The following is a 14,919-nucleotide window of genomic DNA, read 5'->3' on the forward strand; positions in this document are numbered from 1 at the left end:
ATCAAACTCTTCAATTTAAGTTTGTTTGCATCGCTACCGAAGTAGTTCAGCGGCTCAATGAATTGCTGAAATAAACTGTTCGGCTTGTTATTGCTAACAAGTCGTTTTGGTCACTTCACCAGACATTGAAAATCAAAAATTAATTTTGATGCTCGATGCTGTGAGTGCCCACACAGATTGCTTGATTCAAATTGTTAAAGAGCAGGGTCTGAAACTATAACCCTCACCGGATTGCTTTGCAAGCCGAACCAGCCGCGCACTGCGCCGTGCTGATGGGGTCGCATTATAGGGGGCAAGTCTGTGATGACAAGCATAATTTACATGTTTTTTTGATAAAGCCTAAAATCGTTTAAATCATCACCTACCAGTGTCTGCATTTACGCCACAGGGTGTCAATGGAGCATCATTGTTGGGGCTGTGACCATCATTGTCGAGAGAGCGCTACAGCGCCACTCCTTCTTACTCCTCCTTAAGTTTCCCTCTATTGAAGAGCCGCAATAGAAAAGGGCCCTTGAGGGCCCTTATCATCATGCTTAATGCTTATATAGAGAAACTGGAGCCGCAACCACAAGTGGTGGTGGCGTTAGGGTTGGTCACCAGGAAGCGAGAACCTTCCAGACCTTCGCTGTAATCGACGCTGCCGCCGACCAGGTATTGCAGGCTCATGGGATCGATCACCATAGTGACACCGCTCTTCTCAACCACGGTATCGCCATCATTGATCTTCTCATCGAAGGTAAACCCATACTGGAAACCGGAGCAGCCACCGCCCGTGATATACACCCGCAGCTTGAGCTCGGGATTCTCTTCTTCGGTGATCAGGGTCTTCACCTTGTTTGCTGCCGCATCCGTCATCTGGATTGGCAACTGGGCCTCTGCTACTGCACTCATCACTGACCTCACAACCATTGGAACTGCGAAATTATCTAATACCCGACCATTTAGTTCAAGTATTCACCAAGCTAGGCTACCCGGATGTGGCGGACGGCGCCAGCTCAGTCGGAGGCGCCAACATGGGTTTCAGGACCTCGTTCCATTCAACCAGCAGCTCCTGTGCAGGCTGACGCCCCTCTTTGGAGATGGTGACCCGGATCCGGTCGGGCACAAACCCATCTGGCAGTTGCCAATCTCCCTCCAGAAGCTGGAAGTAGCGCAAGGAGTAGCGGCCCGCGCCGGCCTTCATCTGCAGATCCCGTCCGTTCAGGATCTTCGGTTTGTCATTCTGGCTTCCTTCAACCCGGATCTGTACCTGGCCGCGAAACAACTCGCGCTGTTTGGCTGGCTGAGTCAGCGCCAGTCGATAGTGATAACGGTTTGGAACGCTGCTCCCCTGTACCGTAAGATTGTCGATGACCACACCACTCTGCTCCCCTTCAGGGCGCATGATCCGCTCAAAGAAGGCGAGCTGGCGTTTCAACTCCTGAGATTGTGCCTCCTGGGACTTGAGCTGTTGCTGCAACTGTTCAAAAGCCGCTTGCTGAGTGGCAATCTGGGTCTGCTTGACCCCAAGTTCAGATTCGAGTTTGCCAATGGCCTCGGCCTGACGTGCCAGGGTCTGTTGCTGTACCTCGAGCAAGCTGCCCTGAGCCAGCTCCTGACGATTGCCAACAACGTATCCCGCCAGCGCTCCCAGAGCCAAGACGGCGAGCAGTATCCATTTCTGTTTCATGCGCGCACCACCTCGCCCAGTTGATTCATGTTCTGACTATATATAGAGATATTCAGGCCGCCGCACTGTTTTCACCACGGCGTTGTCGTGCCGCCAGACGCAAGGTCCGCTCCAGAATTTGTGAATAGATGGGGCGGCCGCCCAACCACTGAGCCACTATCGTCGCCCCTATGGTGGTGATCATCATCGGCAGGATGAGCTGATAGTTGTCGGTCATCTCGGTAACCAACACTATCCCCGTCACGGGGGCTCGCACCGTCGCGGCGAATAGTGCCCCCATGCCAGCGATGGCGAAGGCCCCTGGTTCTATGCCTAGCTCGGGGAAGGCGGCGTGGAAGATATAGCCAAATACCAGGCCAAAGAGAGTCCCCAGAGCCAGGGTCGGTGCAAACACCCCCCCAGGAGCCCCTGAGCAGAAGCAGATCAGGGTTGTCACCAATCGCACCGAGAAGATGAGAAACAGGGTGGCCATGGCATAGTCCCCTGACAGCAGATGAGGGATAAGCTCTGTGCCGCCCCCCGTGACCGATGGCACGAAAATCGCCAGCACCCCGAAGGTACCCGCTACCAGCATGCCGATCGCCACGAAACGATGGCGCTTGTTTTGATGCAGGGCCAGATAGCCATCCTGGCAGGCCAGTACCAGCTTGTTGAACACGAAACCCAACACCCCAAACGCCGCCCCCATGAAGAGAAACAACCAGAGTGCCTTCAGATCCGGCGCATCATAGTGCGGCAGGGCGATGACAGGGTGCTGCCCCTTCATGTTCTGCAGGGTCAGGGTCGCCATCACGGCCGAGATGCTGACCGCCTTGATGGCAAGAAAGGAGTAGCGAAACTGGGGGCGCATCTCTTCCATCACGAAGAGTATGCCGGCCAGCGGCGCATTGAAGGCGGCCGCCAGTCCACCTGCGGCACCTGCGGCCAGCAAGGCGTGACCATGCTCCTTGGGGAGGCGGAAGATGTCGGCCACCATCTTGCCGAGGTTTCCCCCGATCTGCACCGAGGGGCCTTCGCGGCCAAGCACCATGCCGGAACTCAGGGTACAGATACCGCCGAAGAACTTGACCGGCAGCACTCGCCACCAGCGCACAGGGCGCAGATCGTCCATGGCCCCCTCTATCTCGGGAATGCCGGATCCGCCCGCTTCGGGGGCGAAGGCATGGGTCAGGAAGTAACCCACCATGCCAAGCAGCGCACTGATGCCAAACCCCATGAACAACAGTTGCCACCAGGGGCGATCGGCCAGAAAGGTGCCGCGCTGCATGACCACCCAATTCACACCGCTTTCGAACAGGCCACACACCAATCCGGCCAATATGCCGACCACGGCCGCCAGCAAGAGTACCCAGAGCGGCATCTTGTCTTGTTGAATGAGTCGTCGCACCATCCAGCTATGGGAGGATGCCCCTGCCGAACCCGCCGCAGAATGAGTGTCTTGTGCCATGAGAGAAACCATCGTCAGCCGTTAGATGAAACCCGGGGCTGCTGCCCACCAATGGGGCTTTCTGCTATAGTCGGCCCGTTTAAATGTCACTGGGCCGCCAAGTGCGCCGGGTACGAGAGTCATGAGCATACCTTGCCAGGGGCAGACTGCCGAGTCTGGATCCGCCTCTCCCCCCTCAGTGACGGTCAAAATCCCATTAAGGATGATCCATGTCAAAATCAGATCAGCTGTTTGAACAGGCCTGCCAAACCATCCCGGGCGGCGTCAATTCACCGGTGCGCGCCTTCAACGGCGTAGGCGGCACCCCCCGTTTTATCGAACGCGCCGACGGTGCCTATCTCTATGACGTGGATGGTCAATCCTATGTCGACTACATAGGTTCCTGGGGCCCCATGCTGCTCGGCCACAATCATCCGACCATCAAGGCTGCGGTCATCAAGGCCGTCGAGAAGGGTCTCAGCTACGGCGCGCCCACCGAGATTGAAGTGCTGATGGCCCAGAAGGTACGCGAGCTGGTGCCCTCCATGGAGCAGGTGCGCATGGTCAACTCCGGCACCGAAGCGACCATGAGCGCCATCCGTCTGGCCCGTGGCTATACCGGCCGCGACAAGATTGTGAAGTTTGAAGGTTGCTACCACGGGCACGCCGACTCTCTGCTGGTCAAGGCCGGTTCCGGCGCCCTCACCCTGGGCCAACCCAACAGCCCGGGCGTCCCTGCGGATTTCGCCAAGCACACCCTCACCTGCGTGTTCAACGATCTGGACTCGGTTCGCGAAGCCTTCAACCAGTACGGCAGCGAGATTGCCTGCATCATCGTGGAGCCAGTGGCGGGCAACATGAACTGCATTCCGCCCCTGCCCGGTTTCCTGCAGGGGCTGCGCGCCATCTGCGACGAGTTTGGCGCCTTGCTGATCCTCGATGAGGTGATGACAGGGTTCCGTGTCGCCCTCGGCGGTGCCCAGGCCCACTACGGCATAGATCCGGACCTGACCACCCTTGGCAAGATCATCGGTGCCGGTATGCCGGTGGGCGCCTTCGGTGGCAAGAAGAAGGTGATGCAGCACATAGCGCCGACCGGCCCTGTCTACCAGGCTGGCACCCTGTCTGGCAACCCGGTTGCCATGGCCGCCGGTCTCGCCATACTGGATCTGCTGCAAGCCCCTGGCCTGCATCAGCAGCTGGCAGAGAAGACAGCCGCCGTCGCCGAGGGCCTCAAAGCCGCAGCGGCCAAACACGGTATCCCCCTCGCCATCACCTATGTCGGCGGCATGTTCGGTTTCTTCTTCACCGAAGAGACCGAGATCAGCCGTTTTGAACAGGTGACCCGCTGCGACATGGCACGCTTCAAGCGCTTCTATCACCTCATGCTGGATGAGGGCGTCTATCTGGCGCCCAGCGCCTATGAGGCTGGCTTCCTCTCCATGGCTCACGGTGAGCAGGAGATAGCACACACGTTGGCGGCGGCGGATCGCAGCTTCGCCAAGCTGGCGCAGGCATAAATCCGGCCACATGATGCAAGGGGCCCACCGGGCCCCTTTCTCTTTGATGGCCCAAGACCCAAGCAGCACATCCCCGGCCCTGCGCCTGCCCTCTTTGCACCAATCTGGTGCCAAAGCCGCCCCTTTCCCCAAGTTGCCTCACGATTTCATCATCAAACTGCCACCAGGGGGTCATTTCTACCCGTCAGTCTGGGCCCATAACTTGCAAGACTAGCTGGCAATATGCGCCATCCATTCGGCATCACCCTGGAGGTCCCCATGGCTAACATGAGCCCTATCGATCTCATCCGCCGCTATCAGGAGTACGAGCCCGAGCTGCGCCTGCTGTTGCTGGGCTTGATCCAGCATTCGGACAAGGCGTTGGCACGCTACCCCTTCGTGCTGAGCACCCGGCCGCAGAGCGGCCCCATTGCCATTTTCCCTCCCTACCCCACCGCACAGGGGGAGTTGCACCTGCACGTACAGGGGGAAGGCATCCTCATCACCCTTAGCCTGCAGGAGCTGATCGCCTGGTTGATGGGGGACAAACAGCGCCGCAAACTCACGCCATGGTTCAAGGGGGTCTATGTACTGCTCAGCCTGGCGCTGTTTCTCATCGTTGCCAGCCTGATCTGGCATGGATTGCATGAGCTCTACCTGCTCGCCTGCGGCGAGAGCAGCAACCGGCTTGGGGCCTTCAGCGCCATCATCTTCCTGACCCTGGCATTGGCGGTATTCGATCTGGGTAAAACCATCTTGGAGGAGGAGGTGCTGCTCCATAAGGACATCTTTCGCCACAGCGCCATTCGCCGCACCATCACCCGCTTCATTGCCGCCATCTTGATCGCCGTCTCCATCGAGGGACTATTGCTGCTGTTCAAGGGATCCCTCGGCCAGACCGAACTGCTCTGGCCCGCGGTGGGCGTGATGGTCTGCGCGGTGGGGCTACTGGTGGGCCTTGGCTTATATGTCTTTCTCGGTGCTCGCGCCGAAGCGGCCCTGGTTCAGGCCAGCCAGCGTCCCTCTCCCCCCCATGAAACCTCTGACGGCAGGCGCTTTGTCCAACGCCATGACGCGCGCCGCCACGACCCCTAGCAGAGAGGCCACTCATCCTTCCTTGGGGAACATAATGCAGAGAAGAATCCGAACGGCTCTGCTATTACTTGTTGTCGGGGGCCCGTCCCTCGTCTCATCGGCTTAGCCCTGGTCATTTCGCGACGACCAATGTCACCGATGAGCGCTAAACCCAAAGCGAGTCGGTCTATGCCGACTCGCTTTTTATCACAGCCCCAGGCGACAGAATAAATAGCAGGGTGGGGATCCTGTTGCACAGAAAAAGCCCCGGCATGAGCCGAGGCAAAGGATATGAATGGGCTAGCAACAGATCACTCTGTGGTGATCTGGACTGTCGCATCCGCACTGACGGTACTGCCCTCCTCATCGGCAAATTCAATGATCACCGCATCACCACTGGTGATGTCAGCCGTAAAGGCATTGAACTGCTCAGGGGTATAGATCGGTGCGAATTCGACGCTGAACGCGCAGCTAAACTCAGCATCCGGCGCCAGAGTCAGGCTATAGGCAGGTTCCGGGCAAGCCCCCGGAACGAAGACTCCAAACTCTCCACCAGCATTTCTGATGAGGAAGCCGGTCGCCCCGATGAGGGTACCATCCTCCACCGTCATTCCCAGCAGTTTGAGGGAGGTCAGGTGAATGTCTTCGAAGGTAGTATTTTTCACCTTGATGAAGACTGTGGCCTTCAGGGCAAAGTTGGCTGCCATGGCTGGCGGCACGTTGAGGAAGTTGACCGTGGCCATATCCTCGTTGGAAGCTACCTCCTTGTCATTGGGGGCCTTGGCCTTGACTTGCGCCGTATTGATCAAGGTTGCCTCACCCGTGGCATTGCCGGTGACATCCGCCACCAGGGTACATGAGTAGGGTGCACCATATGCCACCACAGTCGTGAAGTCGCACTCGTCACTGCGCTGGGTCGCCGATTTACTGGCGCGAGCACTGGCAAAGAGCACGTCATCGCTGAAGTCGCTGAGCGTCAGCGCCTCCTGAGTCACGTTATTGGTGTTGGTAATGGTGAAGCGATAAACCACCTTGGCACCGGGTTCGTTGACATTGGCCTCCTCTGCAAATCCCGCCACCGCATTGAGATCATTGCCTGTGACAGCCGCCACCTCTTTGACCAGCACGATGGATGGTGTTGCCAGAGTGATCGCCGCCATGGCGCTGTCTCCAGCCGGCCGCTCCTCGTTATCCTTGCCTGCCACCGTCACAGTGTTGGCATAGGTATCCCCCTGTCCAATCGAGACATTGGTGACGTATTGGCAAGTGAAGCTATCCCCTTTTGCAAGGGTCTTGCCGCTCCCATCGCTACAGGCAGGGTTGCCCGAGTTGTCAGACAGCAGGTCCGCAATGGCAGTGTCTACTAGCGAACTCAACAAGACGGCATCGACCGGGCTGTTGTTGGTGATGACGACCTCATAGGTCACATTCCCCGATTCATCAATGAACCAGGCCCCTCCTACTTTATGCAGACCTGGACCCGACATCGGGACCTTGGTGATCTTCAAGACCGGGTCTACGTTGAGCATCTTGACAGTGACGACACCGGAGCAGTTACCGCTGTCATTGCTCGGGTCAGCATCCGTCATATCACACAGACTGTTACCTATGGGCGTACCCTGGATATCCTGAGTATTGGCACGGATAAAGTCCTGGTAGAGCTCGGGTGAGCCATCGTCTGGCAAATCTTCATCTGCCACCTTCATGACCAGCACACAGGATAAACTGGGTGAGGCCGTGGTCAGGGTTCGAGGTAGCGCCAGATCGTCACAGGTGTTGTCTGCATCGGTGCCCAGCAGGGTCAGAGTATCGACAGTGACATCCGTGGTACTGCTCAGATTGAAGTCGGCAAAAATCGCTGCGTCCGTGCTGGAGCGCACGATGTCATGCAGGCTAGTCACCACCAAATCCGCCGGCCCCGAGTCCTTGGTCATGGTCAGCTCGTATTTGAAGGTGCCTTCCGGCTCACTCCCCTGATCCGACCCTAGCAGTGTCTTGCTGAGGGTAGGAGGCTTGGGTTTGATGAAGACCGCTATGTTGAAGGAGTCACAATTACACTTGGATTTGTTGTTGGGCACCTGGCCCACCACAGGATCCGCCGCCAAGGTACAGTTATTGCGGGAGATGTTGTCCCAGGCCGCGCAGTAACTGAAGTCGGCTCGGTTATCACCATCCGCATCCGCGCACTGCATAGTGATCGGCTCGTTTTGCAGGACATATTTACCATTGACCAGCCCCGCCTTCTTGATGTCGCCACACTGGTCGCCATCGAGCTGGGACGCTCCCTCTTCACCGGGTTTAGGGATAACCAGACTGCAATTCTGTGCACCGGCCCCCTGCACCAACTGCGGGCTAGTGTTATTGAGCGGCAGATAGAAGGTGGTGTCCCAACGCTCGGAGGCATTGGCACTGACAGTCACATTCGCATTGAAGGTAAACACCTCACCCAGGGTACATTCCTGAGCAGGATTGACAGGCACCACCTGCGTGATAACCACATCGTTTGCCGTACAGTTGAGAGATTCGCCCAACGCATTGGACAATCCCTTTCCACCTGCCTTGATATAGGCATCGGCCATACACACCTGTTTATTGAGATTAACCCCTGCGGCTGTCACCTCGGCATCACTGTTGGTCCAGATATTGGCAGTGACGGGATAGCACATCAGCAGGGCTGCGGCACAGGTGGTCCGCAGTAGGGTGAACGATTGGGTTAAACCCTTCATAACTAGGTCCTTGACGACTGTCTGTACCAAGCGCAGGAGAGTACATAGACAATAGGCCCCCCCGACCGTGATCGGGGAAACAACGTTATGACAGGCGATCTTCACTGGCCGCCTTGCGACCCGACTTGCATCAGGCCAAGGAGGAGAGGTGACTGACCATAGCGGTACAACCAAGACTCCTCCATGCCGGGACTTGCCCGAGCATGGTAAGCACTCTAGGTCAGAATCGCAGGAGGGTGAGTCAGCTCGCTAATCTCTTTGAGTCTTATTCTGAATAAATGACTTAGGATTCAATTTATTAACATGGATGCAATATTATTGCATCAGTGGTTAGCTTTTTATATTCAAACGAATTAAGTGATAAAAACCACATCATCATTGATAGTCAGCACAATAAGCTTCAATTGCATTCATCTGTGACTTTTTGGACCGCTCCATGAGCCCCTTGATCGCCGTGAAACTGTCAAAGGCGGCCTGGGCGGCAACCCGGTTGACCACCCAGCCCGGCAAATTGCCACCGGGATGGGTGTAAGTTTCGAGGCTAATTCGACTCTCTCCCTGCTTGAGCGATTCGGCCCGCCACACCCCATGGCTGGCGCGGATCCGCATCAGCCCCTTGTTCGGCGGCAGAGCATCGGGTTCGGCCCATACCCGCAGGGTGAAGCCGCACCCGGACAACCAGCTCAGTCGGGAACGGGTGATGAGCTCTCTGTCCTCGGCAGGCCAGGGCGCCGCCAATCGGGTGTAGACCAGATCCTCCTCCGGACTGGGGCGAGCAAGCAGCCGCACCTCGCGACTGCCCGGCAACCAGAGTGTGTGACGCGCCGTGTCACGTAGCACCGCCAGCAACGCCACGGGTCTGGCTTGAACCTGCATGTCCAGCTTGAATGCCTGGAAGGGGCCCGGTGGATTGGGGCGGCTCCAGAGCGTGACGCCCCCCTGCTCCCGCTGTAGCGCCCAGTCAGGCTCGGCGCAGGCAGCGCCGCTCAGCAGAAGCAGCAACAAGGCACCCACTCCATCTCTTGATGTCCATCTCATCATCCGCTCCTCCCGAGCTACGGCACTGTTGTTACTCCAGTGTGGGGGTCCCTCGCCCATTCGCCCCAAGCATTGGCTCAAGGCTCATTGCATTGTCAGCCCGGTTCAACCAGTTCGAGGGGCAGGCCATCGGGGTCTGCGAAGAAGGTGAAGCGACTGCCGGTCAGCTCGTCCACCCGCACCGGCTCCACGGCCACCCCGTGCAGCTCCAGATGGGCGATGACGGGATCGAGCGCCGCCACCCTGAACGCCAGGTGGCGCAGGCCGCATGCCTCGGGGCGGTTCGGTCTGGCTGGCGGCGCCGGGAAACTGAACAGCTCAATCTGGCTGCCGTCCGGCAATGCCAGATCCAGCTTCCAGGATTGGCGCGCCTCCCGCAGGGTCTCCGCGATGATGGGCAGCCCCAGGATCTCATGATAGAAACGCCGGGAAACCTGATAGTCGCTGGCGATGATGGCCAGATGATGGATACCGCCAAGCAGGGCAGATGTCATGAGCACTCCGAAAAAAATGGGCTGCCATTGCAGCCCATCACAGGTTAGTTGAAGAAACCGCTGAACCACTGATCCAGGGCATTGGCCGGGTTGCCGCCGCCACAGCTGGCGGGGGGAGGCAGGCCAGCCGTTTTAGCTGGCACCTGCAAGCTGCCGGGACAGTTGGCAGATACCCGGGTGCCGCTGGTACGTGCGAAGCTGGCCCAGCTCACCCCTTTGGGCATGTTGAGGGTCAGGCTGTTGACACCACGCTGGTTCAGATAACCGCTGAACAGCTGGAGTGCGCCGCTCGAACCGGTCAGGCCAGCCGAGGTGTTGTCATCGCGACCGACCCAGATGCTGACCAGTTCACTGTTGTCCATGCCGGCAAACCAGGAGTCGCGCAGCTCGTTGGTGGTCCCCGTCTTGCCCGCCATGACGATACCCGGGAAACGCGCGCTCAGGGAGCGCGCCGTACCCTCGCTGACCGTCTTGGTCATGGCGAACAGCGTCAGCCAGCTGGCATCCTGATCCGCAACCCGTTTGGCGCTCTGGCCATGCTGATAGATCAGTTTGCCATCGCCCCCGACCACGGCCCGGATAGCCGATAGCGGCTGGGTCATGCCCTGGTTGGCGATCGGCAGATACATCTGGTTCACCTCCAGAGGGGAGAGTGCCACCGCCCCCAGCACCAGGGAGGGATAGGGCTGGATCTCCTGCTCGACGCCAAGCTTGTGCAAGGTGTCGACCACCTTGTCCAGCCCCACCTGCAACCCCAGATTGACGGTCGGGACGTTGAGGGAGTGGGCCAGCGCCTCCATCAGCGGCACGCTCTGGCGGAATTTGCGGTCATAGTTTTGCGGCGTCCACAGTTGGCCATCCTGGCCACGAATGCGGATAGGCTGATCCTTGAGCGGCGTACCCAGGGTCAGGCCATTGGAGAGACCGGTGAGGTAGACCGCTGGCTTGACCAGGGATCCTATCTGGCGACGGGCATCGATCGCCCGGTTGAAGCCGGCAAAACGGGGATCCCGCCCGCCCACCAGGGCAACCACTTCGCCCTTGTGCCAGTCGGAAACCACCATGGCGGCCTCCAGCCGCTTCTTGCCACGCTGCTTCTCTATCTGGGTCAGACCAGACTCCACCGACTGCTCGGCGGCGTGCTGGGCGATAGGATCCAGGCTGGTGAAGATCTTGAGACCGGACTGGCTGAGCAAATCGGCACCAAAGCGGGTCTGCACCTCGCGCTTGAGCAGATTCATGAAGGCCGGGGTACGGCCATAACTCATCTTGCCCCGGGTGATGATGCCGAGCGGCTGCTTACTGGCCAGCTCGAATTCCGCCTGGGTCAGGCTGCCGTGCTCGCTGAGCAGCTTGAGCACCAGATCCCGGCGCGTCTTGGCCCGCTCCGGGTAACGCCAGGGATCATAATAGGAGGGCCCTTTCACCAGACCGACCAGCAGGGCAACCTGATCTATCTCCAGCTCGTTGACCGGCACGCCAAAGTAGAAATAGGAGGCGAGCCCGAAGCCATAGACCCCTTGCGAGAAGTTCTGACCGAGATAGACCTCGTTGAGATAGGCCTCCAGGATCTCATCCTTGCTGTAGCGATAGTCGATGAGCACCGCCATGTAAGCCTCTTGCAACTTACGCCACAGGCTGCGCTCCCGGGTCAGGAAGAAGTTCTTGGCGAGCTGCTGGGTGAGGGTACTGCCCCCCTGCACAGTGCGCCCGGCCAGCACGTTCGCCGCCATGGCGCGCATGATGGCCACCGGGCTGACGCCGCCGTGCTGATAGAAGTCGCGATCCTCTGTGGTCAGCAGCGTCACCAGCAGGCTGTCCGGCACCTCGGCAATCCGCACCAGCAGGCGATCCTCGCGCCCCTCGGGATTGAGTCTGTCCAGCAATACGGGGTCCATCTGGGCATAACCTAGCTGGCGCTGATTCTCCATGGACTGGATCTTGTCCAGGCGCGGTCCGTTGAAGGTGAGCCGCATGGCCCGGGCCTTGTCGGCACCGTCATAGAAGTCAAACGGACGACGCACCAGCTCTATGCTGCTGCCATCCACCCGATATTCACCAGGGGAGTGAGGTTGGCGCACCGGCTTGTAGCTCAACATCTTGAGCTCGCGCATCATCTGATCACGGGAGAGTCGCTGCCCCGGGTAGAGCTCCAGGGGACGGCTATAGACCATGACCGGCAGTTGCCACTTCTCGCCATCGAAGCGATCGCGCACCTTGGTGTCCAGATAGATGCCAAACACCACCAGGAAGGCGGCGGCCACCAGCGAGAGTTTGACTCCCAGCCAGAACAGGGTGCGCCACAGGGTGCTTTTGGGCGCAGCCTTCTTCGGGCTACGCTTGCGTTTTTGGGTTGCCATGAATCCTCATTCTTCTTATCACCAGCCCTCACATCCGGGGTATGGCGCCTGTCTGTCACAGGCCCGCTGGGCGGGCCCCGTTGAGATTATGTTACCAGCCTCCTCTCTCATCGGAGGGGCTACTGCTGCATTCGCTTCTTGGTGACGCTGGTCGGCATCGCCTCCAGCGGGTTATCCGGCCAGTAATGGCGCGGGTAACGGCCCTTCATCTCTTTCTTCACCTCCCCATAGGAACCCACCCAGAACGCCGCCAGATCGGCGGTGATCTGCAGCGGGCGACGCGCCGGGGAGAGCAGTTCCACCACCAGGGCCACCCGCCCCTCGGCGACCCGGGGCGTGCTGGCCTGGCCAAACATCTCCTGGATCCGCACCGGTATGACGGGCGCCTGACCCGGCTCATAGCGAATGCGCACCCGGCTGCCGGTCGGGGCGGTGAAGTGGCTGGGTAGCGCATCATCCAATCGCTTGGGCAGGGGCCAGGGCAGAGCCTGACGTAAAATATCGTTCAAATCCAATTTCTTGAGTTGCTCAAGCCGCGTCATACCATTGAGGGCTGGCAGCAACCACAGCTCCAGCCCGGCCAGCAAACTGGCCTCGTCCATCGCGGGCCAACCCGCTTCGGGCAACCAGTCGGCGGCGCAGCGCAGCCGGGCCAGCAGGCCTTCACTCGCCTCATTCCAGGGCAATACATGCAGCCCCTTGCGCCGGATCCCCTGCAGCAGGCAGCGCCCCTTCTGCTCATCGGACAGCTCGGTCAGCGGTCGCTGGCCGAGTACCAGCTCCCCGATCACCTGTTGCCGTTCGGCTCGCACCCGCTCCTCACGCTCATCCCAGTCGAACCAGTCCCGGGTCGAGACCAGCTCGGGCAGTTGGCGCGCCAGCTCATCCAGATTGACCGGCTCGGCAATGAAAATACGACTGCCCCGCTCGTTCTGACCCAGCTCGACGGCAACGAGCGCCGCTTGCCCCTGGCAGGAGTGTCCCTCGACCAGATCGCAGCTCAGGCCACCACTTAATTGATAGCGACTGCCGGATCGCAATTTACCGATGCGATCCGGCCAGGCCAGGGCGCAGAGCAGACCCAGCCATTGGCCCTGGGCGCTGGCGGGCCGCAGCTCCAGTCGCTTGAACCAGCGCTCGGCCTGGGATCTCAGTCCCCCCTGGCGGCGCGCGAACAGTACGGACAGGCGTTCGGATCCTCGCAGATCTTCCTCCAGCAGCGCTACCAGATATACCGCATCGGCGACAATCCCTGACAGACCATCCGCCGCCAGTGCCTTGGCGGCGAGCAGCATCCGAGCCAGACGAGGATGGCAGCCCAGGGCGGCCATGGCGCGCCCTGCCGGGGTGAGCTGTTGCTCACCCGGTTTGAGTGCGCCCAGGGTCTCCAGCAACCGCTGGGCTGCCGCCAGTGCCGAAGGCGGCGGCACATCCAGCAGCGGCAGGGCTTCGACCCTGGCTCCCCACTGGGCCGCATCCAGCAGCAAACCGGTCAGCTCCTGGGTCAAGATGTCCGGGGGGCTCTGCTCGGGGAGACGCTCCTGCCCTTCGCTGCTCCACAGTCGGTAGCAGATCCCGGGACCGAGCCGGCCGGCCCGGCCCGCCCGCTGGGTGGCCGATGCCTTGGCTATCTGCCGGGTCTCGAGGCGGGTGACGCCACTTCTCAGGTCGAAGGAGGCGCGCCGCTCCAGTCCGCTGTCGATGACCATCTGGATACCCTCTATGGTCAGGGAGGTCTCGGCCACATTGGTGGTGAGCACCAGCTTGCGCTGACCGGCCGGGGCCGGGGCAATCGCCGCCTGCTGCTGCGCCATATCGAGCCGACCATAGAGGGGGGCAAGACGCACTCCATCTGGCACCCTCTCGGCGAGCCAGAGCGCCAGTCGCTCTATCTCCCCCTGTCCCGGCAGGAACACCAGGGCGCTGCCCGGATGGGTCGCCAGGGCTTCCAGCACCACGGTGCCAACCTGGGGTTCCAGCCACTGCTGACGGCTGATGGGTCGGTAGTGATACTCGATGGGAAAACCCCGTCCCTCAGAGCGAATGACAGGGGCATCCGGCAGCAGGGTCTCCAGTGCCAACCCGTCCAGAGTGGCCGACATCACCAGCAGCTTGAGATCCTCCCTGAGCCCCTGCTGACTCTCGATGGCAAACGCCAGGGCGGTGTCGGCATGCAGACTGCGCTCGTGGAACTCATCGAAGATGACCAGCGAGATCCCCGTCAGCTCGGGATCCTGCTGCAACATGCGCGTCAATACCCCCTCGGTCACTATCTCCAGCCGGGTCTGCTTGCTGACCCGGCTCTCTCCCCGCACCCGCAGGCCGATACGCTCACCGACCTGCTCGCCGAGCTGGGCGGCGAGGAAACTGGCGATGTTGCGCGCAGCCAGGCGCCTGGGTTCGAGCATGATGATGCGCCCGGACAGCCGATCCTGGCGCACCAGCTCCAGTGGCAACAGGGTCGACTTGCCCGCACCGGGAGGGGCCTGCAGTATCACGCTGTTGTGCTCGCCAAGGGCGGCAAAGAGCGCGGGCAACACTGAAACGATGGGGAGTTGAGACAAAGCGACGAAAACCTTCTGTAACTGGCTTAAAAACGCCGCCTATTCTGCCATAGAATGGGGCCCTGGCAT

Annotated in this window: 10 protein-coding genes; 2 read left to right on the forward strand and 8 right to left on the reverse strand. The window is 59.9% G+C overall.

Annotation, left to right across the window (positions count from 1 at the left end):
• Window positions 1-540: 540 nt before the first annotated feature.
• From erpA to clcA, 3 genes are all read right to left on the reverse strand, one after another.
• The gene (gene erpA / locus BN1130_RS06995) at window positions 541-891 is read right to left on the reverse strand and encodes an iron-sulfur cluster insertion protein ErpA (RefSeq protein ID WP_042041083.1); all 351 of its coding nucleotides are present in this window, start codon (window positions 889-891) and stop codon (window positions 541-543) included.
• A 76-nt stretch (window positions 892-967) separates the two neighbouring features.
• Window positions 968-1,669: a DUF6776 family protein gene (locus tag BN1130_RS07000; protein ID WP_042041084.1), complete on the reverse strand. Its 702-nt coding sequence runs from the start codon at window positions 1,667-1,669 to the stop codon at window positions 968-970.
• Between the two features lie 52 nt (window positions 1,670-1,721).
• Window positions 1,722-3,116 carry a H(+)/Cl(-) exchange transporter ClcA gene (gene clcA, locus BN1130_RS07005; RefSeq protein WP_042041085.1) on the reverse strand — a complete coding sequence of 465 codons (1,395 nt, stop codon included), beginning with the start codon at window positions 3,114-3,116 and terminating at the stop codon, window positions 1,722-1,724.
• Between the two features lie 209 nt (window positions 3,117-3,325).
• Between clcA and hemL the strand changes: the two genes are divergently transcribed.
• A complete protein-coding gene (gene hemL, locus BN1130_RS07010) occupies window positions 3,326-4,615 on the forward strand; it encodes a glutamate-1-semialdehyde 2,1-aminomutase (protein WP_042041086.1) in 1,290 nt (429 codons plus the stop codon).
• 258 nt (window positions 4,616-4,873) lie between these two features.
• Window positions 4,874-5,689 (forward strand): hypothetical protein, encoded by an 816-nt coding sequence (locus BN1130_RS07015; RefSeq protein WP_042041171.1) that lies wholly within the window; start codon window positions 4,874-4,876, stop codon window positions 5,687-5,689.
• A gap of 290 nt (window positions 5,690-5,979) precedes the next feature.
• Here BN1130_RS07015 and BN1130_RS07020 read toward each other — a convergent pair whose 3' ends face one another.
• From BN1130_RS07020 to hrpB, 5 genes are all read right to left on the reverse strand, one after another.
• On the reverse strand, window positions 5,980-8,394 hold the full coding sequence (locus BN1130_RS07020; RefSeq protein ID WP_052448204.1) for a hypothetical protein: 2,415 nt from the start codon (window positions 8,392-8,394) through the stop codon (window positions 5,980-5,982).
• Between the two features lie 375 nt (window positions 8,395-8,769).
• The gene (locus BN1130_RS07025) at window positions 8,770-9,408 is read right to left on the reverse strand and encodes an START domain-containing protein (RefSeq protein WP_232301950.1); all 639 of its coding nucleotides are present in this window, start codon (window positions 9,406-9,408) and stop codon (window positions 8,770-8,772) included.
• A 119-nt stretch (window positions 9,409-9,527) separates the two neighbouring features.
• On the reverse strand, window positions 9,528-9,926 hold the full coding sequence (gene gloA2 / locus BN1130_RS07030) for an SMU1112c/YaeR family gloxylase I-like metalloprotein (protein WP_042041088.1): 399 nt from the start codon (window positions 9,924-9,926) through the stop codon (window positions 9,528-9,530).
• 44 nt (window positions 9,927-9,970) lie between these two features.
• A complete protein-coding gene (gene mrcB, locus BN1130_RS07035) occupies window positions 9,971-12,286 on the reverse strand; it encodes a penicillin-binding protein 1B (protein WP_042041089.1) in 2,316 nt (771 codons plus the stop codon).
• Between the two features lie 119 nt (window positions 12,287-12,405).
• Window positions 12,406-14,850, reverse strand: coding sequence for an ATP-dependent helicase HrpB (gene hrpB / locus BN1130_RS07040; RefSeq protein ID WP_042041091.1), 2,445 nt, complete (start codon window positions 14,848-14,850; stop codon window positions 12,406-12,408).
• Window positions 14,851-14,919 lie beyond the last annotated feature (69 nt).

Source organism: Aeromonas rivuli, from assembly GCF_000820045.1.
GTDB classification, from domain to species: domain Bacteria; phylum Pseudomonadota; class Gammaproteobacteria; order Enterobacterales; family Aeromonadaceae; genus Aeromonas; species Aeromonas rivuli.